The sequence below is a fragment of the Mycolicibacterium hippocampi genome, from assembly GCF_010723735.1.
In the GTDB taxonomy this organism is placed as follows: domain Bacteria; phylum Actinomycetota; class Actinomycetes; order Mycobacteriales; family Mycobacteriaceae; genus Mycobacterium; species Mycobacterium hippocampi.
The window spans coordinates 4460789-4482444 of sequence record NZ_BLLB01000002.1 but is presented as its reverse complement, the minus strand read 5'-3'; the positions used below and the strand labels follow the sequence as shown (position 1 = coordinate 4482444).

The 21656-nt window shown below is 69.7% G+C and carries 22 protein-coding genes; 18 read left to right on the top strand and 4 right to left on the bottom strand.

All coding sequences use genetic code 11. The features are described from left to right. Nucleotides 1–39: 39 nt before the first annotated feature. Nucleotides 40–822 carry a hypothetical protein gene (locus tag G6N53_RS22525; RefSeq protein WP_371870852.1) on the bottom strand — a complete coding sequence of 261 codons (783 nt, stop codon included), beginning with the start codon at nt 820–822 and terminating at the stop codon, nt 40–42. Here G6N53_RS22525 and G6N53_RS22520 point away from each other — a divergent pair. From G6N53_RS22520 to holA, 3 genes are read left to right on the top strand one after another with little or no spacing between them, the layout of a single operon-like run. Continuing rightward, nucleotides 821–1636, top strand: coding sequence for a ComEA family DNA-binding protein (locus G6N53_RS22520; RefSeq protein WP_163892380.1), 816 nt, complete (start codon nt 821–823; stop codon nt 1634–1636). The two genes, G6N53_RS22525 and G6N53_RS22520, sit on opposite strands and share 2 nt — an antisense overlap. Then, nucleotides 1633–3144: a ComEC/Rec2 family competence protein gene (locus G6N53_RS22515; RefSeq protein ID WP_237166608.1), complete on the top strand. Its 1512-nt coding sequence runs from the start codon at nt 1633–1635 to the stop codon at nt 3142–3144. The genes G6N53_RS22520 and G6N53_RS22515 overlap by 4 nt, the downstream gene beginning before the upstream one ends. Then, nucleotides 3141–4115: a DNA polymerase III subunit delta gene (gene holA, locus G6N53_RS22510; RefSeq protein ID WP_163892375.1), complete on the top strand. Its 975-nt coding sequence runs from the start codon at nt 3141–3143 to the stop codon at nt 4113–4115. Before G6N53_RS22515 ends, holA begins: the two co-directional genes overlap by 4 nt. Nucleotides 4116–4171: 56 nt before the next feature. Here holA and rpsT read toward each other — a convergent pair whose 3' ends face one another. Then, a complete protein-coding gene (gene rpsT / locus G6N53_RS22505; protein WP_163892372.1) occupies nt 4172–4432 on the bottom strand; it encodes a 30S ribosomal protein S20 in 261 nt (86 codons plus the stop codon). A 240-nt stretch (nt 4433–4672) separates the two neighbouring features. Here rpsT and G6N53_RS22500 point away from each other — a divergent pair, with 240 nt between their 5' ends. From G6N53_RS22500 to G6N53_RS22490, 3 genes are read left to right on the top strand one after another with little or no spacing between them, the layout of a single operon-like run. Beyond that, on the top strand, nt 4673–6352 hold the full coding sequence (locus tag G6N53_RS22500; protein ID WP_163892369.1) for a circularly permuted type 2 ATP-grasp protein: 1680 nt from the start codon (nt 4673–4675) through the stop codon (nt 6350–6352). Beyond that, entirely contained in the window at nt 6352–7326 is a 975-nt protein-coding gene (locus tag G6N53_RS22495; RefSeq protein WP_163892366.1) for an alpha-E domain-containing protein, read from the top strand. The genes G6N53_RS22500 and G6N53_RS22495 overlap by 1 nt, the downstream gene beginning before the upstream one ends. Beyond that, nucleotides 7327–8166 carry a transglutaminase family protein gene (locus tag G6N53_RS22490; RefSeq protein ID WP_163892362.1) on the top strand — a complete coding sequence of 280 codons (840 nt, stop codon included), beginning with the start codon at nt 7327–7329 and terminating at the stop codon, nt 8164–8166. Here the strand turns inward: G6N53_RS22490 and G6N53_RS22485 are convergent. After that, nucleotides 8150–9010, bottom strand: a complete 861-nt coding sequence (locus G6N53_RS22485) for a ribonuclease Z (RefSeq protein WP_163892359.1) — start codon at nt 9008–9010, stop codon at nt 8150–8152. The two genes, G6N53_RS22490 and G6N53_RS22485, sit on opposite strands and share 17 nt — an antisense overlap. 112 nt (nt 9011–9122) lie before the next feature. Between G6N53_RS22485 and G6N53_RS22480 the strand changes: the two genes are divergently transcribed. Genes G6N53_RS22480 through G6N53_RS22435 form a run of 10 tightly spaced genes read left to right on the top strand, consistent with a single transcriptional unit; the run spans nt 9123 to nt 18204 of the window. Next, nucleotides 9123–9551: a CBS domain-containing protein gene (locus G6N53_RS22480; RefSeq protein ID WP_163892356.1), complete on the top strand. Its 429-nt coding sequence runs from the start codon at nt 9123–9125 to the stop codon at nt 9549–9551. A gap of 5 nt (nt 9552–9556) precedes the next feature. After that, nucleotides 9557–10168, top strand: coding sequence for a GNAT family N-acetyltransferase (locus G6N53_RS22475; RefSeq protein WP_237166607.1), 612 nt, complete (start codon nt 9557–9559; stop codon nt 10166–10168). Nucleotides 10169–10224: 56 nt separating this feature from the next. Beyond that, nucleotides 10225–10569, top strand: coding sequence for an NADH-quinone oxidoreductase subunit A (locus tag G6N53_RS22470; RefSeq protein ID WP_163892353.1), 345 nt, complete (start codon nt 10225–10227; stop codon nt 10567–10569). After that, on the top strand, nt 10560–11654 hold the full coding sequence (locus tag G6N53_RS30315; protein ID WP_163892350.1) for a hypothetical protein: 1095 nt from the start codon (nt 10560–10562) through the stop codon (nt 11652–11654). Before G6N53_RS22470 ends, G6N53_RS30315 begins: the two co-directional genes overlap by 10 nt. A 5-nt stretch (nt 11655–11659) precedes the next feature. Continuing rightward, nucleotides 11660–12550 (top strand): complex I subunit 1 family protein, encoded by an 891-nt coding sequence (locus G6N53_RS22460; protein ID WP_163896239.1) that lies wholly within the window; start codon nt 11660–11662, stop codon nt 12548–12550. 4 nt (nt 12551–12554) lie between these two features. Then, nucleotides 12555–13118, top strand: a complete 564-nt coding sequence (locus G6N53_RS22455) for an NADH-quinone oxidoreductase subunit J family protein (protein ID WP_163892347.1) — start codon at nt 12555–12557, stop codon at nt 13116–13118. After that, entirely contained in the window at nt 13115–13417 is a 303-nt protein-coding gene (locus G6N53_RS22450) for an NADH-quinone oxidoreductase subunit NuoK (RefSeq protein WP_163892344.1), read from the top strand. The genes G6N53_RS22455 and G6N53_RS22450 overlap by 4 nt, the downstream gene beginning before the upstream one ends. A gap of 3 nt (nt 13418–13420) precedes the next feature. Then, a complete protein-coding gene (locus G6N53_RS22445; protein ID WP_237166606.1) occupies nt 13421–15289 on the top strand; it encodes a proton-conducting transporter transmembrane domain-containing protein in 1869 nt (622 codons plus the stop codon). 7 nt (nt 15290–15296) lie between these two features. Next, entirely contained in the window at nt 15297–16787 is a 1491-nt protein-coding gene (locus tag G6N53_RS22440; protein ID WP_163892341.1) for a complex I subunit 4 family protein, read from the top strand. A gap of 22 nt (nt 16788–16809) precedes the next feature. Then, on the top strand, nt 16810–18204 hold the full coding sequence (locus G6N53_RS22435; protein ID WP_163896235.1) for an NADH-quinone oxidoreductase subunit N: 1395 nt from the start codon (nt 16810–16812) through the stop codon (nt 18202–18204). A gap of 3 nt (nt 18205–18207) precedes the next feature. Here the strand turns inward: G6N53_RS22435 and G6N53_RS22430 are convergent, their stop codons facing one another. Continuing rightward, complete coding sequence (locus G6N53_RS22430) at nt 18208–18819, bottom strand: type II toxin-antitoxin system PemK/MazF family toxin (RefSeq protein WP_163892337.1); 612 nt, start codon at nt 18817–18819, stop codon at nt 18208–18210. Between the two features lie 35 nt (nt 18820–18854). Here G6N53_RS22430 and lepA point away from each other — a divergent pair, with 35 nt between their 5' ends. Further along, entirely contained in the window at nt 18855–20777 is a 1923-nt protein-coding gene (lepA, locus tag G6N53_RS22425) for a translation elongation factor 4 (protein ID WP_371870850.1), read from the top strand. Nucleotides 20778–20823: 46 nt separating this feature from the next. Beyond that, complete coding sequence (locus G6N53_RS22420) at nt 20824–21561, top strand: sensor domain-containing protein (protein ID WP_163892334.1); 738 nt, start codon at nt 20824–20826, stop codon at nt 21559–21561. Nucleotides 21562–21656 lie beyond the last annotated feature (95 nt).

Here is a 21656-nt window from a genome sequence, read left to right as displayed (position 1 = left end):
CGACACATCGAGCGAAGGGGGTCGGCACGAGAGGCGCTGTCACTCATCTGCTGCGCATTGATCGACGGGTGGTGTGCCCTCGACGGCACCCGGGTCGTCGGGTGGCGCGGGATCGGCGGTGTTCTCACCAACCGACAGCGCGATCCCCACCCCCAGGAAGAACGCGGCCGTCAGCGTGCCGCCGAGGTACTGGTTCATCGGGCCGCCGGGGGAGATGAAGCTACCGGGCGGCCCGATGATCGTGATGGTCTCGACCAGCTGCTCGACGGTGAAGACCGCAGCGCCGGTGCCCAGCCACCGCGGGAACAGATCTTCGTTGGCGGCCAACAGGATCGGGACGGCCACCAGGATGTGGGCGACGGTGGCGGCGGGCAGCCACATCGCGCCGACGTCGCCGACGACGCGCGCGGCGTCGGTGTCCAGCTGGCCGGGGCGCAGCGCGGGACCACCGGTGAACCAGATCGCGAGACACAGCTGGGCGACCAGTACCGCTGACCCGATGGTGAACACGTGCGCCGCCGGCCCGGTCAACCGTTCCCGCGTGAACGCCAGCACGACGACCAGGGCGAGCACGGCGAACGCCAGGAGCAGCGCCTGCGCCCTGACGACTCCTTCGTCGGAGCCGGCGAGCGCGGGGATCACGAGTACGGCCGTCGCGTAGAGCACCGCGAACAAAAGGCCTGCGATCATCGGGGCGCGACGGTTCATATCGGGAGCAATCGTAGCCACCGTCGTCCCCAATGCGGCGTTCATCCCCAGAGTGAGGCGGCCGTCGCGCCAGGACCCGCTGACGTCGGCCGGCCAGCCTACCGTCGGGCGCATGTCAACCGAACTGCCCACCGAGCGGCTGCATCGACGCCTCGGTGCAGCCGAAGACACCGGTGTCGGGGACGTCGGCGAGCAGCCCGACACGTCGTTGTCGCGCTGGCTGCCGGAATCCACGTCGACGGGCCCGGCCGCCTGGATCTCGAAGGTCCGGGCTGACCCGGGCCGGGCCGGGGTGGTCGCGTTGGGTGCCGTCGGTGCGGTCGCCGTGCTGGTGACGGTGTTGAGCTTGTTCGGTGATCGACCACCTACGGTGGTCTCGGCGAAACTCCCGCCGGTGGAGATGGTTTCGTCGGCTGCCCCGAGCCCGGAGTCGGCTTCTGCCGGGCCGGCGGCGCCCGTCGTGGTCAGCGTCGTCGGTCTGGTCAACGCGCCCGGTCTGGTCACGCTCGACCCCGGGGCCCGGATCGCCGACGCCCTGGAGGCCGCGGGTGGCGCGGTCGACGGCGCCGACCTGCTGGGGCTCAACATGGCCAGGCGTGTCACCGACGGGGAGCAGATCGTCGTCGGTATCGGGGTGGCGCCGGGCCAGCCGGTGCAGATGGGCAGCTCGGTGGTGGCGGATCCCGCCGCGTCCCCGGCGGCGCCGGGGGCAGGCGGCGCGAGCTCCGGGCCGACGAGCCTGGTCGACCTGAACTCGGCGACCCTCGAGGAGCTCGACACGCTGCCCGGGGTGGGGCCGGTGACTGCTGCGGCGATCGTCGCGTGGCGCGAGGCCAACGGTCGGTTCGCCAGCGTGGATCAGCTCGCCGATGTCGACGGCATCGGCCCGGTTCGGCTGGACAAGTTGCGCGATCATGTCCGTGTGTGACGCCGGTGGTGCCCGCATCGCCCAGCGCGCCGGTCCTGGACCTGCGGCTCGTCCCGCCGGCGCTGACCGCGTGGGCGGTCGCGGCCGCCGGGATCGTGTGGGCGCAGGCCGGTTCGCTGGCCGCGATGGCCGTTGCAGTGTCGGTGACCGGCGCAGTCGGTTGGTGGGGCAGTCGTGGTGAGGGCCGAGCGGCGGACCGGCGGGCGGTGGGGACCAGCGTGGCCGCGGTGCTGGTGCTGGGTGGCGGCATGTGCGTCGCGGTGGGGTTGCGGGTCGACGAGGTGCGCCACCATCCGGTCTCCGGCTACTTCGGCGAGGTCACCACCGTGGTTGTCACCCCGACCGAAACCCCCCGGGTGCTGGCGGGGGGTCGGACGATGTTCCGCGGGTCGCTGCTGGAACTCGCCGGAGCCCGATCCTCCGGCAGAGTGATCGTCTTCGCCTCCGGCGGGGAGTACGCCCGGGTGATGGCCAGACAGCCCGTGGCGTTTCGCGCGCAGGCCAGCGCACCGAAACGGAGCGACCTCACGGTCGCGGTACTCGCGGCGAAGGGTGCGCCTGCCCTGGGCGACGCGGCACCGGTGCACCGTGTCGCCCACGACGTCCGCCAGAGGTTCGCGCAGTCCTCGCGTGCGGCGCTGCCCGCGGACCAGGCAGCCATGCTGCCCGCGCTCGTCCTCGGCGACACCTCGACGGTGCCGGCGCGGACGACCGCGGACTTCCGCGCGTCGGGCCTGACCCACCTGACCGCGGTGTCGGGGGCGAACGTGACCATCGTCTGCGGCGCGGTGTTGCTGACCGCGGTGCTGGTCGGGCCGCGGGCGGCCGTAGTACTGGCCGCGGTCACGCTGCTGGGCTTCGTGGTGGTGGTGCAACCCTCGGCCAGCGTGCTGCGCGCCGCGGTGATGGGCGCGATCACCCTGCTGGCAGTGCTGTCGCATCGCCGTCGCCAGGCGCTCCCGGCACTGGCGGCCAGCGTCATCGGCCTGCTGGTCGCCGTGCCGGAACTCGCAGTCGACGTCGGCTTCGCACTGTCGGTGTCCGCCACCGCCGCACTGGTGCTCATCGCTCCGGCGTGGTCGCGGCGCCTCACCGAGCGTGGCTGGCCGCGACCGCTCGCCGACGCCGTCAGCGTCGCGGTCGCTGCGCAGCTGGTCACAGCGCCGTTGGTGGCCGGCATCTCGGGATCGGTGAGCCTGGTCGCCGTCGCCGCCAACCTCGTGGTCGCGCCGGTGATCCCGCCGATCACCGTCATCGGCACCACCGCCGCCGCGCTGTGCCCGCTGTGGCCCGCTGGTGCCGAGCTTCTGATCCGCTTCACCGGCCCCGAGGTGTGGTGGCTGCTCAGTGTCGCCCACTGGGCCGCCGGACTTCCTGTTGCGTCGGTGCCCGTGCCGTCGGGACCGGCCGGGGTGGTGACCATCGGGATCGCCGCACTCGGCGCCGCCGCAGTGTGGCATCGGGTATGCGGTCCGGTGTCGGCGAGGCATGACACGATCGTGCGGTGAGTCGAGAGAAAACCGGCCTGCACCTGATCCTGGGTGACGAGGAGCTGCTGGTCGAGCGGGCCATCGCGGCGGTGCTCAAGCACGCCCGGGCTTCCGCCGGCGGTGGCAGCGCCCCTGCCGACATCCCGGTCGACCGGCTGCGCGCAGGCGAGGTCAGCACCAGTGAGCTCGTCGAGCTGCTCAGTCCGTCGCTGTTCGCCGACGAACGGGTGGTTGTCCTCGAGTCCGCCGCCGAAGCCGGTAAGGATGCGGCCGCGATCATCGAGTCCGCCGCGGCGGATCTGCCCGACGGGATGATGCTCGTGGTGGCGCACTCCGGCGGTGGCCGCGCGAAATCACTCGCCGATCAGCTCAAGAAGCTGGGTGCTCACGTGCATCCCTGCGCACGCATCACCAAGGCATCGGAGCGGGCCGATTTTGTCCGCAAGGAGTTCCGCGCGCTGCGGGTCAAGGTGGGCGATGACACGGTGACCGCGGTGCTCGACGCGGTCGGCTCCGACATCCGCGAGCTGGCCGCGGCGTGTTCACAGCTGGTCGCCGACACCGGCGGCGATCTCAGCGCGGCCGCGGTGCGCCGCTACCACTCCGGCAAGGCCGAGGTGAAGGGATTCGACATCGCGGACAAGGCCGTCGTCGGCGACGTCGCCGGGGCGGCCGAGGCGCTGCGGTGGGCGATGATGGGCGGCGAACCGCATGTGGTGCTTGCCGACGCCCTGGCCGAAGCGGTGCACACCATCGCCAGGGTCGGCCCGATGTCGGGTGATCCGTACCGCCTGGCCGGTGAACTGGGCATGCCGCCGTGGCGCGTGCAGAAGGCCCAGAAGCAGTCGCGCCGGTGGTCGCGGGACTCTGTCGCCGAGGCGATGCGGGTGGTGGCGACGCTCAACGCTGACGTCAAAGGAGCGGCAGCGGATGCGGGTTATGCGCTGGAAACTGCCGTCCGCCGGGTCGCGGAACTCGTCGAAGATTGAAGCCAGAGGACTGAAGCGGCAAGACCAAGGCGGACTGACCCGCCGGCCGGCCGAGCTCAGATCTTGTTGAAGGCCTGCGCGAGGGCGGACTTGCGGTTGGCCGCTTGATTCTTGTGGATCACGCCTTTGGTGGCGGCCTTGTCCAACTGGCGGTTGGTCGAGGCCAGCAGCTCGCCGGCCTTGTCCTTGTCGCCGGCCTCCACGGCCGCACGGAATCCACGCACCGCAGTGTGAAGGGAGGACTTCACCGACTTGTTGCGCAGCCTGCGGCGCTCGTTGGTGCGGATCCGCTTCTCCTGCGACTTGATGTTGGCCACGCGTGTGTTCCTTCGTAAATCTCGGTCGGGGTTGCTTGAGTCTTGAGGCGCGCCCTGCTGTGGGCAGCGAGTGTTCAGGGTACCAGCGAGGCCAGAAATGTCCCAAAGCGAGACCCACTGGCCTGCCGAAACGGCCGAAATGCTGCAGCATGGCAGTCGTGCGTATGCGAAACGTATCGCACGGGAACCGGACAACAGCGGAAACTGCACAGACCGCCGACGTGAGGAGCACAAGACATCTTGGCCACCGAGACGGTACGGACCTCGCGCAGCAACTCCAAGATCGTAAAAAAGCATGACGGCGTCTTCGGCGGCTACAACGACCTCGGCGTGTACTGCGAGGCGTTCGACGAGATGTTCGACGGTGACGGCAACGTCCGGGGTCCCTACAAGGGCATTCACGCAGAACTCGCGCCCTCCGATGTCGCCGAGTTGGAGGCGCGGGCCGAGGCCCTGGGTCGGGCGTTCATCGACCAGGGCATCACGTTCTCGCTGTCGGGACAGGAACGCCCGTTCCCGCTCGATCTCGTGCCGCGGGTGATCTCGGCGGCCGAATGGACCCGGCTGGAGCGGGGGATCCGCCAACGGGTGAAAGCGCTGGAGATGTACCTCGACGACATCTACGGCGAACAGGAGATCCTGCGCGACGGTGTCATCCCGCGCCGGTTGGTCACGTCCTGCGAACACTTCCACCGGGAGGCGGTCGGGATCGTGCCGCCCAACGGGGTGCGTATCCACGTCGCGGGCATCGACCTGGTCCGCGACGGGCAGGGCACCTTCCGGGTGCTCGAGGACAACCTGCGATCTCCGTCCGGGGTGTCCTACGTGATGGAGAACCGTCGCACGATGGCCCGGGTGTTCCCGAACCTGTTCGCCACCCATCGGGTACGCGCGGTCGGGGACTACGCGTCGCATCTGCTGCGCGCCCTGCGCAACGCCGCGGCGTCGAACGAGGCCGACCCCACGGTGGTGGTGCTGACGCCGGGCGTCTACAACTCCGCCTATTTCGAGCACTCGCTGCTGGCGCGGCAGATGGGCGTCGAGCTCGTCGAGGGACGCGACCTGTTCTGCCGCGACAACACCGTCTACATGCGGACCACCGAGGGCGAGCGTCAGGTCGACGTCATCTACCGCCGAATCGACGACGAGTTCCTCGACCCCATGCAGTTCAAGCCGGACTCGGTGCTGGGTGTCGCCGGCGTGCTCAACGCGGCCCGGGCGGGCAACGTGGTGATCTCCAGCGCAGTCGGCAACGGCGTCGGCGACGACAAGCTGGTCTACACCTACGTGCCGACCATCATCGAGTACTACCTCGGTGAGAAGCCTTCCCTGCAGAACGTCGACACGTTCCGGTGCTGGCTCGACGACGAGCGCGAGGAGGTGCTCGATCGCATTGACGAACTTGTCATCAAGCCGGTCGAGGGCTCGGGTGGCTACGGCATCGTGTTCGGGCCGGACGCCTCGGAGAAGGAACTGGCGGCCATCACGAAGAAGGTGCGCAACGATCCGCGCGGCTGGATCGCTCAGCCGGTGGTGCAGCTGTCGACGGTGCCGACCCAGATCGACGACGCCCTCTCGCCCCGGCACGTCGATCTACGGCCGTTCGCGGTCAACGACGGCGACGACGTCTGGGTGTTGCCCGGCGGGCTGACCCGGGTGGCGTTGCCGGAGGGCTCTCTCGTGGTGAACTCCAGTCAGGGTGGTGGATCGAAGGACACCTGGGTGCTGGCCTCGCGCGCGTCGGTCGCCGACCGCGAACTGGCCGCCGCCGAGGTCGTCCGGTCGCTGCCGAAGTCGGGCAAGGGGGCCAAGGCCGACAGGAACGGTGACGGGTCGTCGTCCCAGCAGCAACAGTCACAGGCCAACCGCCAGGAAGAGCAACAACAGCAACAGCAGCAACAGCAGCAGGTGGTGCGCTGATGTTGGCGCGCAACGCGGAGTCGCTGTATTGGATCGGCCGCTACGTCGAACGGGCCGACGACACCGCCCGCATCCTCGACGTCACCGTGCATCAACTGCTCGAGGACTCCAGCGTCGATCCCGACCATGCGTCCCGAACCCTGCTGCGGGTGCTGGGCATCGAACCGCCGGAGACCGAACTCGACCTGTGGTCGCTGACCGACCTGGTGGCGTTCAGCCGGGACACCGAAGGCGGTTGCTCGATCGTGGAGGCGATCTCGGCGGCCCGGGAAAACGCCCGCGGCGCACGTGAAGTCACGTCCACCGAGATCTGGGAGTGCCTCAACACCACCTACAACGCGCTGGCCGAGAGGGAACGAGCCGCCAAACGCCTCGGGCCGCACGAATTCCTGTCGTTCGTCGAGGGCCGCGCCGCGATGTTCGCCGGCCTGGCCGACTCCACCCTGTCCCGCGACGACGGCTATCGGTTCATGGTGCTGGGGCGGGCGATCGAACGCGTCGACATGACGGTGCGGCTGCTGCTGTCCCGGGTCGGCGACAGCGCGTCCTCGCCGGCGTGGGTCACCGTGCTGCGCTCGGCGGGTGCCCACGACACCTACCTGCGCACCTATCGGGGGGTGCTCGACGCGGCCCGAGTCGTCGAGTTCATGTTGCTGGACCGGCTGTTCCCGCGCTCGGTGATGTACTCGCTGCGACTGGCCGAACACAGCCTCGACGAGCTGCACAAGCGCCGGCCGGCACGGGTGGGCGCCACCGCGGAAGTGCAGCGTCTGCTCGGCCGTGCCCGCAGCGAACTGGAGTTCATGCCGCAGGGAGTCCTGCTGGAATCGCTGGAAGAGCGGCTGGCCGCCATCCAGACAACGTGCGCCGATGTCGGAGAAGCGTTGGCGCTGGAGTACTTCCACTCGGCGCCATGGGTGGCGTGGACTGACGCCGGCCGCAACGCTCTGGTCATCGAAGAAGGAGAGATCTAGATGTGGCGGATGCGCGTGGTGCACGCGACGGGCTACGCGTACAAATCCCCGGTGACCGCGTCGTTCAACGAGGCGAGGCTGACCCCGCGGTCCGACTCGCGGCAGAACGTCATCCTCAACCGGGTCGAAACCGTGCCCGCCACAAGGTCTTACCGCTATGTCGACTACTGGGGTACCGCGGTGACGGCGTTCGATCTGCACGCGCCGCACACCGAACTGGAGGTGACGGCTTCCTCGGTGGTCGAGACCGACCGGCCGGAACTGCCGAAGACCAAGATCAGCTGGGAGGACCTCGAGAGCGAGGCGGTGATCGACAAGTACGACGAGATGCTGGCCCCGACGCACTACGTTCCCGCGAGCAAGCGGATCGAACGTGTGGGCCGCCGCATCGCGAAGTACCACGAACCCACCGAGGCCGTCATCGAGGCCGCGCGCTGGGTGGCGGCCGAACTCGAGTACGTGCCCGGCACCACCGGGGTGCACACCTCGGGGGTCGACGCGCTACGCGAGGGCAAAGGCGTGTGTCAGGATTTCGCCCACCTGACGTTGATGGTGTTGCGCGGCATGGGGATTCCGTCCCGCTACGTTTCGGGATATCTGCACCCGAAACGCAACGCCAAGCTCGGGGACACCGTCGACGGGCAGAGCCACGCGTGGATCCAGGCGTGGACGGGGGAGTGGTGGCACTACGACCCCACCAACGACAAGGAGATCAACGAGCAGTACATCAGCGTCGGGGTCGGTCGCGACTACGCCGATGTCACCCCGCTCAAAGGCATCTACTCGGGCGAGGGGTCGACCGACCTGGACGTCGTCGTGGAGATCACCCGGCTGGCTTAGCGCACACCCCGGGATGGACCTCCACCCGGTGCAGGTCGTCGCCGATCTCGATCTGGCGGTCGAACACCGACGCGGCCAGCGCCCGCCACTCCTCCTCCTGGCCGGGCTGGATCGCCGGCACGTAGTGGGTGAGGATCAGGATGCCGACACCGGCGCGGCTGGCGGTCTCGGCGGCTTGCTCCACCGTCGAGTGGTAGTCGCAGATATCCTTGATCCGCTGCATCGGCAGCGGGTCGATCAGGTCCTTGCGGATCACGGTGTGCACCAGCGCTCCCGCACCGGCGGCCAGGTCGTCGAGGGTCGGGCAGGGCACCGTGTCCCCGGCCAGCACCACCGACGCCCCGCCGTGTTCGATGCGGAACCCGATGGTCGGCGCCACCGGCCGGTGATCGGTGGGTGCGACCCGGATCGCGACGCCGTCGCGGCCCCACACCACACCGTCGGTCACCTCCTCCACCTCGACCGGCGGTGGCGTCGTCAGATCGGCGTGATGCGCGATGCGGTATCCGATGTCGGGCCCGAACGCCTTGAGCGTGTTCTCCACGACCTCCGCGGTTCCCGGCGGGCCGATGATCGGCAGCGGCGCGAGGTCCGGGGTGAAGTTCGACACCCATCGAGTGATCAGCACATCGCCCAGGTCGGCTATGTGGTCGCTGTGCAGATGCGTCAGCAGCAGCGCGCTGAGGTTGTTGGCCCCGGTCCCGAGGGCGGCCATGCGTTGCAGCACGCCGCGGCCACAGTCCACCAGGAACGTCTGCCCGCCTGCGCGCACGAGCGTGGACGGTCCCGCGCGGCGGGCGTCGGGGATGGGGCTGCCGGTGCCGAGAAGGGTGACTTCGATCATGAACCCCACCTAACCCTCCGATCGGGTGTCCGGGGGGCGGAAAACGCCGAACGCGGCCGTGTTTATTGCCTAGCCTGGGGGGTGAGGAAACCCACGAGGGGCGGAGAGCTCGATGCGGATATCCGACGTACTGCGCAACAAGGGCGCGACAGTGGCAACGATCACCCCGGAAACCTCGGTTGCCGGCCTGTTGACGGAGCTGTGCGTGCACAACATCGGAGCGATGGTGGTGGTCTCGCCGGATGGTCTGCTGGGCATCGTGTCCGAGCGCGATGTGGTGCGCATGCTGCACGAGGTGGGCGCCGACCTGCTGACCCGGCCGGTGTCCGACATCATGACGACGCTGGTGGCGACCTGCTCGCCGGAGGACTCCGTGGACAGCCTCAGCGTGTTGATGACGACCAACCGGGTCCGGCACGTGCCCGTCGTGGTCGAGGGCCGGCTCGCCGGGATCGTCAGCATCGGCGACGTCGTCAAGACCCGGATGGAAGAACTCGAGCGAGAACAGCAGCAGCTCCAGGCCTACATCACCCAGGGGTGAGCGGCGTGCCGGCCACCATCGATGTCCATGTCGCGCAGAAGCCGGACGTGCGGGATCTGTCGCACGTGCTGGGGCGGGCCTTCTTCGACGACCCGGTGATGCGGTGGATGCTGCCCGACGACGCGCGCCGGGCAAAGGCTCTGCCGCTGGTGTTCGGCGCGATGGCCCGGCACCACTTCCTGGCCGGTGGCGCGGCGCAGGTGGCGAGCCGGGCCGGGCAGGTGGGTGCCGCCGCGCTGTGGGATCCGCCGGGCCGGTGGAAGCAGACCCCGCGTGAGGAGTGGCGGATGATGCCGAGGTTCCTGCTCGCGATGGGGCGGCACGTCGGTCGGGGTAAGGCCATGAGCGAGATGATGAAGCGCAACCATCCCGAGGAACCGCACTGGTATCTGGCGGTCATCGGCAGTGATCCCGATGTGCGCGGGGCCGGCTTCGGGCAGGTGCTGATGCGGTCGCGGCTGGACCGCTGCGACGCCGAGGGCGCGCCTGCCTACCTGGAGTCGAGCAAGGAATCCAACGTGCCGTACTACATGCGGTGGGGCTTCGACGTGACAGGGGAGATCACCCTCCCCGACGGCGGGCCCACGATGTGGCAGATGTGGCGGAGGCCCGTTTAGAGGGGAATCGTCCGGGAACGTCGCAGTAGGCCCGCCCACGGATAGGAGTCGACTCGATGTACGCCGGCGTCGCCTCGATGCTCCTGGTGTGCCTGGTCGGCGGTGTCGGCGCGTATCTGCTGCACCGGCTGACCGCGGTGGCCCCCGATCCGCTCGTCTCGCTGCCGTTCCAATCAGGCTGGCGGCATGAGGAACACGCGCTGTCGCGCTACCACGTGCGCTGGTACCTGGCCACGCTGGTCTTCCTGGCCTTCGACGTCGAGATGCTGTTCATGTACCCGTGGGCGGTCGTGGTCGTCGAGCAGGGCCTCACCGCGGTGGTGGAGATGTTCGTGTTCCTCGCGGCGCTCCTGATCGCTGTCGTGTGGGCCTGGCGTGAAGGGGCGCTGCGGTGGTCCTGAGCGGGTGGACGGCGCGGCTGGCTGTCGCCCGGACACACGTCCTCGCCGTCGAGATCCCGGGGCAGTGGTCGACCCACGTCGCGCTGCAGCGCCGGGTGCTGGCCCGTGGTTGGCGGATGGCGGTCAGCCCCGCCGACGCCGACGTGCTGGCGGTGTGTGGCGCGCCGGGGCCGCAGATGAGCCCGCTGATCGATCTGGTCTGGGACCAGTTGCCGGGCCCGCGAGCGCGCATCGAGGTGCCCGACATCGGCTCGGTCGATGACGCGCTCGACCGTGCCGCCGCCGCATTGCTCGACACCGCAGCACAAGTCGGCGACGCGCGCAGCCGCCGCCGGCGCCCCGACACCGGCGACATGGACCACGGCGACATGGACCACGGCGACATGGATCACGGCGACATGGACCACGGCGACATGGACATGGCCCCGTCCGGTATCCCGCTGGCCGAGGGGGCACAAGACCGCGACGGACTCGAGATGGATGTGCTGCACCTGGAGCTGGGGCCGGTCCTCGCCCACTGGCCGGCCGGGGTGCGGCTGCGGTGCGTCCTGGCCGGGGACGTGGTGACCGACGCGACGGTCGACCTGTTGGACGCCGAGCACCGGCCCGGCGCCGCCACCCCCGTCGTGGCCCGGCAGTGCGACCACCTCGTCGACCTGCTCACGCTGGCAGGCTGGCCGCACGCGGCGGAGAGGGCCCGCCGGTGCCGCGACCTGCTGCTCGACGATCCCCGCGACCGACGCGCCCGAGACCAGGTCGAACGTCTGCAGCGCAGCGTGCGTCGTTCGAGGCTGCTGCGCTGGTCACTGCGCGGGCTCGCGCCGCTCACCCCCGAACGGCTTGTCGCCGAACGGCTGCCGGCATCACTCGCGGGAGACACCTACGACCGGCTACAGACCCGGGCGCAGGTCGTCGGCGACCTGCTGTCGAACCGGCTGACCGCCGACCCCCTGCACGTCGACCCGGCAGCGCTCGCCGACGCCCTGCCCGGCATCGTCGCCGGCCTCGAGGTCGCCGCCGTCCGACTGGTGATCGCCGGTCTCGGCGTCGACACGGCGGTGCCCGCGCAACTGGAGGCACCGTGACCGGGATGACGGTGGTGTCGGCGGCCTGGGCGCCGGTGGCGGCGGTGATGCTGCTGTTGCTCGCGTACTACGCGGCCGCTCTCGACCGGGCGGGGGTCTGCGCACCGGTGGGCGAAGCCACGCGGCTGATGCGGCAGCGGCGCCGGGTCACGCTCGAGGCGGATCGGCCGCTGTGGCGTCTCGGCGGTTTCGGTCTGCTCGCGGCCGCGCTGCTGATGATCACGGTGGTGCCGCTCGGGCAGTGGGTGCTGTTCGACCTCGACGTCGGGATCGTGTGGTTCAACGCCATGGACGTGCTGGTCTGGGCGCTGGTGTGGCTCGCGGGGTGGGGGCCGAACTCGGCCCACTCGCTGATCGGGGGCTACCGCTTTCTCGCGCAGGGGCTCGGTTACGAGTTGCCGCTGATGTTCGCCCTGGTCGCTCCGGCTATCGCGGCCCAGAGCCTGCACGTCGGCACCGTCGCGGCCGCCCAGCAGGACCTGTGGTTCGTGGTCTGGATGCCTGTGGCGTTTGTCGTTTATTGCCTTGGCGTAACCGGGTTTTCGGTGTGGGGGCCGCTGTCGGCCGCGGTGGGTGACGACATCGCCGGCGGCGCGGCCGCCGAACTGTCCGGTGTCGACCGGTTGCTGTTCGAGGTCGGCCGGTACGCCCTGCTGGCCGCGGGAGCGGCGTTCGCGGTCCCGCTGTTCCTCGGCGGCGGCGCCGGCCCGCTGCTGCCGGGATGGCTGTGGGTCCTCGTCAAAACCGTTGTGCTGCTGACGATTTTCGTGTGGCTGCGGCGCCGGCTTCCGGTGTTGCGGCCCGACAAGTTCATGGAGGTGGGGTGGATGGTGCTGTTGCCGCTGGTGCTGGTGCAGGATCTTGTCGTCGCCGTCATCGCCGTCTGGAGGGGCTGAGGCTTTGATCACCGACATCGTGTTCTGGGTCGCCGCGGCGGTGGCAGTGCTCGCCGGGGCCGCAGTGTTCGCGGTCGACTCGATGGCCCGGGCCACCTACGCGCTTGCCGCGTCGTTCATCGCGGTCGGGGTCGTGGCGCTGTTGTTACAGCAGAACTATGTCGGCGTCGTCATCATCCTGATGATGGTCATGGAGATGGCGGTGATGGCCGTCTACATGGTGATGTTCATGGGGATGAACCCGGCGTTGATGCCGATGAGCATGGTCCACGGCAAACGCATGTCGCTGGCCCTGTCGGTCGGCCTGTTCCTGTTGTTGAGCGCCGGAATCCTGCTGGTCGACTGGCCGGCCCGCCGCGGCGCGCCGCCCCCGGACGTCACCGTCGCGCTCGGGGAGGAGCTCATGGGTCCCAAGATGCTGGCGATGATCGTGATCAGCCCGGTGATGGTGGCCACCATCGTCGGGGCAGTCGTGCTGGCTGCGCACCGGGGACGCTACGACCGGTTCGGTGACGACCTCGATCAACGGCCGCCGCGGGACCCGCAGCCGGGGGGAGTCGGGCGATGACCCTGCAGACGCTGCTGCTGGTGGCCGCCGCGCTGTTCTGTGTCGGCCTGTACGGCGCGTTGTCCCAGCAGGTGGTGGTCATGGTGATGATGGGCCTGGAGCTGATGATCAACGCCGTGATCCTCGCCGCCGTCGGCCTGTGGTGGTTCCTGGCACCGGCACCGACGGGTCAGGTGCTGCTGATGGTGATCATCGCCGCGATGACGGTGGAGATGGCGATGGGATTCGCCGTCGCGACGCTGCTGCACCGTGACCGCCAGGCCGATATGACCGACATGGCCACGGATCTGTCGGGATAGCCGGTGCTCACCGTTCCCGACCTGGCGCTGTGGGCACTGGTGTGTCTGCCTGCGCTCGCCGGCGTCGCGCTGCTGCTGACCAACGCACGCGGGCGCACCGCCGCTCTGGTGTCGATCGGCGTGTCGGCCGTCGTGGTCGCACTGTCGGTCGTGGTCGCCGTGACCCGGCCCGCGGTCGGAGTGGCGTTCCTGGCGGGAACAGAGTTCGCGCTGGGCGTCGACGGACTGTCGGGCACCGTGGTGCCGGCGGTGGCCGTGGTGACCCTGCTGGTGTTGACGTTCGCCGTGGGGGAGCGTTCGGTGGCCGGCCACCGGTTCCACGGTTACATGCTGGTGTTCGCCGCCGCGGCGATGCTGACCGCCACCGCGACCACCCTGCCGGCGCTGCTGCTGGCGTGGGAGGTGATGGGCGCGATGTCCTACGCGCTGATCGGCTACCGGTGGCAGGACGACCATCGTGTCTCGGCGGGGCTGACCGCGTTCCTGACCACCCGCACCGCGGACCTGGGGCTCTACCTCGCTGCCGGCGCGGCGCTGGCCGGAGGCGCTGGGCTCGCATTGGCCGACCTGGCCGACTCGACGCCGGGCTGGCGGCACGTGATCGCGGCGGGCGTGCTGGTCGCCGCGCTGGGCAAGGCGGCGCAGCTGCCGTTCTCGTTCTGGCTCGCGCGGGCGATGGAGGGGCCCAGCCCGGTGAGTGCGTTGCTGCACTCGGCGGCGATGGTGGCGATGGGCGCCTACCTGCTGCTGCGGGTTTCGCCGTTGCTCGGGGCCACCGGCTGGGCCGCGACCGCGACGGTGTGGCTCGGCGCGGTGACCGCGGTGGGGCTGGGTCTGGTGGCAGTCGCGCAGCGCGACCTCAAGCAGTTGCTGGCCGCGTCCACGGCCGCGCAGCTGGGCTTCGTGGTGATGGCGGCCGGGCTGGGCGCGGTCGGTGGCGGGGCCGCCCAACTCGTCGCGCATGCGTTCACCAAGGCAGGCCTGTTCCTCGCCGCCGGGGCGTGGCTGACGCTGCTCGGCAGCAAGAACCTCGAGGAGCTGCGCGGGGCAGCCCGGCGATGGCGGGTCGTCGGTGTCACGGCGACGGTGTCGGCGCTCGCGCTGGCCGGTATCGCGCCGCTCTCGCTGTGGGCGACCAAGGACGCGGTGCTGGCCGTCGCGCTCGAACACTCGCTGTGGTGGTACGCGGCGGGTCTGCTGGCCACCGCACTGTCCGCGGCCTACGCCGGCAAGATCCTGCTCGTCCTGTGGCGTCCGGCAGCCGACCGCGACGCCGGCGGTGGGTCGCCCGACGGCCTGGCGCAGGTGCCGCTGGTCGTGCTGGCGGTCGGCGCGGCGGGCGCCGGGGTGCTCGCCCTGCCGCCGCTGGGCATCACCGCGAGCGCGCCGGTGACCGAGCTGGCTGCTTCGGCGGTACTGGCCGGCGCGGTGCTGCTGGCGGTGTGGCGCTGGGGTGTCCCCGAGCCGAGGTGGGCGCTGGCCTGGTTCGGGCTCGAGCGGGCCGCCCAGCGGGTGGTCGTGGTACCGGTGCTGTGGCTGGCCGACACCCTCGCCCGATTCGACGACCGGGTCCTCGACCGGTCGGTGTCCGCCGCCGCGCTCGCGGTGACGCGGATATCGGTGCAGGCGGCCCGTTTCGACGACCACGTCCTCGACGGCGCCGTCGGGGCGACGGCCACCGTGTCGCGGTCGGCTGCCGACCGGCTCGCCCGCGCCGACCACCGCGGCGTCGACGGTGTGGTCGAGGCGTCGGCGGCGCTCACCCGGCGGCTGGGCGAACTGGCGCGCAGACCGCAGACCGGTCAACTGCACCAGTACTACATGGCCGCCGCGGTCATGCTCGTCGTCGCCGTCGTCCTACTGCTCACGTGAGGTGAATGTGCTCAGTCTGATCGTGTTCCTGCCGCTGGCCGCGGCCCTGGTGCTGCTCGCGGTGCCGGCGCTGACCGACGTAGCGGTGCGCTGGTCGTGGGTCGCGGTCACCGCGGCCGAGGTCGGGCTCGTCGCGGCGGTGTGGCTGCGCTTTGACACCCCACCGCCTGACACCCTGGCCTTCGACGAGCAGGTGCCGTGGATCCCGGGCGTCAACAGCAGTTACCACGTCGGCATCGACGGCCTGTCGTTGCCGTTGGTCGCGATGACCACGGTGATCTTCCTGGCGTGTGCGGTCTACAGCCTGCGCGACAGCGACCGGCCGCGCACCCAGGCCGCCCTGTTCCTGTTCCTGCAGTCGGTCAGCCTCGGGGTGTTCGCCGCCGCCGACCTCATCCTGTTCTTCGTCTTCTTCGACCTGTCGATCGTCGCGATGTACTTCGTCATCGCCGGCTGGGGCCACGGCGATGCGGGCCGGTCGGCGCTGAAGTTCTTCCTGTACACCTTTCTCGGGTCGCTTGCGCTGCTGGTCGGCTTCATCGGCCTCTACATCGGTGCCGAACCGCACACCTTCGACATGGTGGAACTGGCCGCGGTGACACCGTTGGCCGGCCGCCCGCTGGCCGGCGGGCTGGTGCTGGCCGCGGTGCTGATCGGGCTGCTGATCAAGACGCCGACGTTCCCGTTCCACACCTGGCTGCCGCCCGCACACACCGACGCCCCGGCGATCGGCTCCGCCGTGCTGGCAGGGGTGCTGCTGAAGATGGGGACATACGGATTCGTGCGCATCGCGATGCCGATGCTGCCGCAGGCCTGGCGAGCCTGGGCATGGGTGACCATCGCCATCGGCGTGGTGTCGGTGTTGTACGGCGCGCTGGTCGCACTCGCCCAACAGGACCTCAAGCGGATGATCGCCTACACCTCGGTCAACCACATGGGTTATGTGGTGCTCGCCGTCGGCGCCGCGGGTCTGACCGCGACCGGCACCGCCCAGGCCCGCGACATCGCAGTCACCGGCGCGGTGACCCAGATGGTCAGCCACGGATTGATCACCGCCGCGCTGTTCCTGCTGGCCGGGGTGTTCTACACGCGCACCGGCAGCTACCGGATGGCCGACTACGGCGGCCTGGCCGGTCCCGCGCCCAAGCTCGCCGCGCTGTTCGCGGTGGGGGCCTTCGCCTCGCTGGGGTTGCCGGGTTTCTCCGGGTTCATCGCCGAGTTCCAGATCTTCACCGGCAGCATCGCCGCCGCACCCGTCACCGCCATCGCGCTACCCGGCATCCTGATCACCGCCGCGCTGTTCCTGCGGTCCTTCCAACGGCTGTTCACCGGTGCGACCGCAGGCCTTTCCGAAGGCTTCACCGACCTGCGTCGCTTCGAGATGTGGCCGCCTGCAACGTTGTTGGCGCTATCGGTGGTGATCGGTCTGCTGCCCCGGGTGCTGCTGGACACGATCGAGCCGGCCGCGCACACACTCGTCACGCTCGTCGGGAGGTAGCCGGGTGCCTTCCCACACCGGGATGCAGTTGTCGCTGATGCTGCCGGAGATCCTGGTCTTCAGCGCCGGGCTGGCCGTGCTCCTCGGCGGATCGTTCCTGGCCCGGCGGCGCCAGTGGTGGGGCAGGGTGTTGGCGGCGACGGCGCTGACCGCCGCAGCCGCCGTGGCCGCGATCCAGCTGACCGGGCCGGACGCCGTGGCGTTCGACGGCACCTTCGCCGTGGACACCCCGACCGGGGTGGCGCGGATCGTGGTCGCCGTCGGCGCACTGCTGGTGCTCGCCGTGGCCGGTGACGAGATCGCGGGATCGCCGCGCGAGAGCGAGACCTACGCGCTGCTGTTGTTCGCCACCAGCGGGGTGCTGGTGCTGGCCGGCGCGGCCGACCTGATGGTGCTGGCCGCCGGCTACCTGCTGGCCAGCATCCCGCTGTACGCGCTGATCGGCATGGCCCGCTCGCCGCAGGCCGCGGAGGCCGCGATGAAGACCTACCTGCTCGGTGCGCTGTTCGGCATCCTGCTGCTGCTCGGGGTCACGCTGCTCTACGGCGTGACCGGCAGCACCTGGTACCCCGAGATGGCCACCGAACTGGCCGGAGCGCCCGCCGCCGTCGTGGCCGCCGGGACGGTCGGGGTCCTGGGCGGGTTGCTGTTCAAGGCCGGCGGGGTGCCCGCCCACTTCTGGGTGCCCGACGCCGCACAAGCCACCACCGGCACCGCAGCGCTGTTCCTCACCACGGTGCCGAAGGTCGGCGCGGTGGTGGCGATCTTCCGGCTGGTGCAGACGTTGCCCGACTCCATCGATTGGGCGTTGCTGATCGCGGTGCTGGCGGTGGCGAGCATGACTCTGGGCAATCTGGCCGCGTTCTGGCAGACCGACCCGCGGCGGCTGCTGGGCTGGTCGACCGTCAGCCAGGTGGGTTACCTGCTGGTGCCGGTCGCGGTCGCCGGCGGCGCCGAACTGGCGCAACCCGCGCTGCTGTTCTACCTGGCCGCCTACACGCTGACCAACAGCGCGGCGTTCGCGGTGTCGACCGCCCTGCCCCGGCTGCGTGACCTGCAGGGCTACCGCGGGCTGATCCGGTCGCGGCCGTGGATCGCCGTGGCCCTGATCGTCGCGCTGCTCGGACTGGTCGGAACCCCGCCGACAGCGGTGTTCATCGGCAAGGTCACCACCACCGCCGCCGCGTGGCAGGGGGACGCCGCCTGGCTCGTCGTGGCCGTGTTCGTCAACACCCTGCTCAGCCTGTTCTATTACCTGCGCTGGATCATCCCGGCGGTCCAGCGCCCCGAGGCGGAACCCGGCGATGACGTGTTCACGGCGCACCGGTGGTCGGCCGGTGCTGCCGTGGTGGCCGCCGGGCTGAGCCTGGCTCTGGGCGTGGCCGCGGGATTGGCATGGCCAGTGCTGGGCGGGTGAGGTTCAGCTCCACGAGTAATCGGCGCGCAGCCGGGCTGCGACGATGTCGAACACCTCACGGTCGAGGATCGCGCCCTCGCGCCTGATGCCCTCCTCCGGGACGTCGAGCACCCGGTCCAGGCGCACCCAGCTGGGGCGTCCCTCGTGGTCCCAGCTGCCGCTGCCGATGCCGACCCAGCTCGGATCGTCGTGGTGGCGGTCCTGGCTGGACAGCATCAGACCGAGCAGGATGTGCCGGTCCCGGCCCACGACCAGCACCGGACGGTCCTTGCCCCGGGTCGGGTCGTCCTCGTAGACCACCCAGGTCCACACGACCTCACCCGGGTCGGCCCGGCCGTCGAGGTCCGGTGAGTAGACGACCCTGCGCGCGCGGTGGGCGGTCGGGACGAGGTTGCGGGACACCGGCCGGCCGGCAGGAAGCTCCGGTGCCTGGGCGTCGGGCGAGCCGGCCAGGGTCTCGAGCCCGATCCGGATGCCCTGCTGGATGCCGCGCTGGAGGGTCTCGGATCTCTGCAGTTGGCGGACGAGTTTCGGGGCCTCGTTGAAGACGAGGTTCTCGGTGTTCGTGCGCACGAACCGTTGAAAAGTTCTCCAACCCGATGACGGTGACGCCATACCGACCGAGCATAGGCGCATGTGGGCAAGCTCGATTGTGTCGGGAAGGCCTGCGCTCGATACTCTTGTCTGGCCTGCCCAAGCAGACAAAACCGGTCAACCAGGAGATTCCCATCAGTAGCTTCGCCGACAAGACCTTCACTGCGCCGGCGCAGATTCGGAACTTCTGCATCATCGCCCATATCGATCACGGCAAGTCGACGCTCGCCGACCGGATGCTCGGTATCACCGGTGTCGTCGCGGACCGGGACATGCGCGCCCAGTACCTGGATCGGATGGACATCGAGCGGGAGCGCGGCATCACCATCAAGGCGCAGAACGTGCGGTTGCCCTGGACCGTGAACGGCGAAGAGTTCGTGCTGCATCTGATCGACACCCCCGGCCACGTCGACTTCACCTACGAGGTGTCCCGTGCGCTGGAGGCCTGCGAGGGGGCGGTGCTGCTGGTCGACGCCGCCCAGGGGATCGAGGCGCAGACGCTGGCCAACCTGTACCTGGCGCTGGACCGCGACCTGACGATCATCCCGGTGCTCAACAAGATCGACCTGCCCGCCGCCGACCCGGACCGCTACGCCGCCGAGATCGCCCACATCATCGGCTGCGAACCGTCCGACGTGCTGCGGGTCTCCGGAAAGACCGGGGTCGGGGTCACCGAGTTGCTCGACGAGGTGGTCCGGCTGATCCCGCCGCCGGTCGGTGACGCCGATGCGCCGGCGCGGGCGATGATCTTCGACTCCGTCTACGACATCTACCGCGGAGTCGTCACCTACGTCCGGTTGGTCGACGGCAAGCTCAGCCCGCGCGAGAAGATCAAGATGATGTCCACCGGGACCACCCACGAACTCCTCGAAGTCGGCATCGTCTCCCCGGAACCCAAGGCCACCGAAGGTCTCGGCGTCGGCGAGGTCGGCTACCTGATCACCGGCGTGAAAGACGTGCGGCAGTCCAAGGTCGGTGACACCGTCACGACCGCACGCCACGGCGCGACCGAGGCGCTGACCGGATACCGCGAACCCAAACCGATGGTCTACTCCGGCCTCTACCCGGTCGACGGTTCGGACTACCCGAACCTGCGCGACGCGCTGGAGCGCCTCCAGCTCAACGACGCCGCGCTGATGTGGGAGCCGGAGACATCGGTGGCGCTCGGGTTCGGTTTCCGGTGCGGGTTCCTCGGACTGCTGCACATGGAGATCACCCGGGAGCGCCTGGAACGCGAGTTCGACCTCGACCTGATCTCGACGTCGCCGAACGTCGTCTACCGGGTGATCAAAGACGATGAAACAGAGCTGATGGTGACCAACCCGTCGGACTGGCCGGAAGGCAAGGTGCGCAGCGTCTTCGAGCCGGTGGTGAAGACGACGATCATCGCGCCCAGCGAGTTCATCGGCTCGATCATGGAGCTGTGCCAGTCGCGGCGCGGCGAGTTGGGCGGCATGGACTACCTGTCGCCGGAGCGGGTCGAGCTGCGCTACACGATGCCGCTGGGGGAGATCATCTTCGACTTCTTCGACTCGTTGAAGTCGCGCACCCGCGGGTACGCCAGCCTCGACTACGAGGAGGCCGGCGAACAGGAAGCCCAGCTGGTCAAGGTCGACATCCTGCTCCAGGGTGAGGCCGTCGATGCGTTCAGCGCCATCGTCCACAAGGATTCGGCGGCCGCCTACGGCAACAAGATGACCACCAAGCTCAAAGAGCTCATTCCCCGTCAGCAGTTCGAGGTGCCGGTGCAGGCTGCGATCGGGTCGAAGATCATTGCCCGCGAGAACATTCGGGCCATCCGCAAGGACGTCCTGTCCAAGTGCTACGGCGGTGACATCACGCGCAAGCGAAAGCTGCTGGAGAAGCAGAAGGAAGGCAAGAAGCGGATGAAGACCATCGGCCGGGTCGAGGTACCGCAGGAAGCGTTCGTCGCGGCACTGTCCAGCGATGCGCCCGCGGACAAGGCGAGCAAGAAGTAGTGCCGAAGCGGTCGCGCGTCGGTGCCCGACCTGCTATCGATGTGTGATGCCCACACCGCGCGCGACGACTGTTGCCGTCCTGTCGGCCGCGTGCCTGGCCATCGCCGGCTGTGCGGGCGCGCCGGTCGACCAGCGGCCGGTGGTGCGAATCGTCGAGGCCGCGCAGCCCTCGATTCCGCTCGGGCAGTTCCTGCCGAACGCACAGGAACTGTCCGCGACGCTGGGGACCGGGCCCGACGGCTTGATGGGACAGCTCGTCGAGGGTGACGCGGACATGCTGCTGCGCAGCGTCGACGCGGTGCAGGCGACGCCGGTGCACTGCGTCAGCACCGCATACCGACTCCAGAAGATCGTGTACGACGCCGGCCCCGTGCAGGCCGTGGCCACCGGCTCCTGGGCCGGCGGCGGCTTCGACGGTCCGCCGGTGTCGGGTTTCTTCGGCGTGGTGCAGATGGCCGGCGCCGCCGACGCAGCGCAGTTCTTCGCCACGATCACCGACCAGTGGCGGCGCTGCAACGGTCAGACCGTGGCGTTGCAGCAAGCCGGGTCGGGCACCGACGAGCTGAGCAGGGTTTCCGGCGTCGTGTTCGACGAGCGGGTGGTCTCGGCGAGCGTGCTGCACACATCGGCAGGTCCTGGTTCGCCGGCGACCTCGCGGGCTCTCGGGGTGGTGGGAGACTGCATCGTCGATGTGGAGCTGACCGACCCGCGTGCGGCGGGTGGTGTCCAGCCGGCCGTCGGCGTCGCCGAGCTCATTCTCGACAAGATCGCGGCGCAGCGCTGACGAAGCCGCCGAGATCGCGACCGCGATGATCGACGACGTGCCCCGGAAGTAGCGGGTTGTTCCGCGGCCGTTCACCGTCCGGGTTCCGGCTGATT

What these genes read in the sequence shown, in the direction of transcription:
- G6N53_RS22480 (WP_163892356.1), top strand. Translation starts at nt 9,123, where the DNA reads ATGCGGATATCCGACGTACTGCGCAACAAGGGCGCGACAGTGGCAACG.
- G6N53_RS22430 (WP_163892337.1), bottom strand. Translation starts at nt 18,819, where the DNA reads ATGGCGTCACCGTCATCGGGTTGGAGAACTTTTCAACGGTTCGTGCGC.
- G6N53_RS22485 (WP_163892359.1), bottom strand. Translation starts at nt 9,010, where the DNA reads ATGATCGAAGTCACCCTTCTCGGCACCGGCAGCCCCATCCCCGACGCC.
- G6N53_RS22450 (WP_163892344.1), top strand. Translation starts at nt 13,115, where the DNA reads ATGACCCTGCAGACGCTGCTGCTGGTGGCCGCCGCGCTGTTCTGTGTC.
- G6N53_RS22520 (WP_163892380.1), top strand. Translation starts at nt 821, where the DNA reads ATGTCAACCGAACTGCCCACCGAGCGGCTGCATCGACGCCTCGGTGCA.
- G6N53_RS22525 (WP_371870852.1), bottom strand. Translation starts at nt 822, where the DNA reads ATGCGCCCGACGGTAGGCTGGCCGGCCGACGTCAGCGGGTCCTGGCGC.
- G6N53_RS22435 (WP_163896235.1), top strand. Translation starts at nt 16,810, where the DNA reads ATGCAGTTGTCGCTGATGCTGCCGGAGATCCTGGTCTTCAGCGCCGGG.
- G6N53_RS22420 (WP_163892334.1), top strand. Translation starts at nt 20,824, where the DNA reads ATGCCCACACCGCGCGCGACGACTGTTGCCGTCCTGTCGGCCGCGTGC.
- G6N53_RS22470 (WP_163892353.1), top strand. Translation starts at nt 10,225, where the DNA reads ATGTACGCCGGCGTCGCCTCGATGCTCCTGGTGTGCCTGGTCGGCGGT.
- G6N53_RS22490 (WP_163892362.1), top strand. Translation starts at nt 7,327, where the DNA reads ATGTGGCGGATGCGCGTGGTGCACGCGACGGGCTACGCGTACAAATCC.
- G6N53_RS22495 (WP_163892366.1), top strand. Translation starts at nt 6,352, where the DNA reads ATGTTGGCGCGCAACGCGGAGTCGCTGTATTGGATCGGCCGCTACGTC.
- G6N53_RS22460 (WP_163896239.1), top strand. Translation starts at nt 11,660, where the DNA reads ATGACGGTGGTGTCGGCGGCCTGGGCGCCGGTGGCGGCGGTGATGCTG.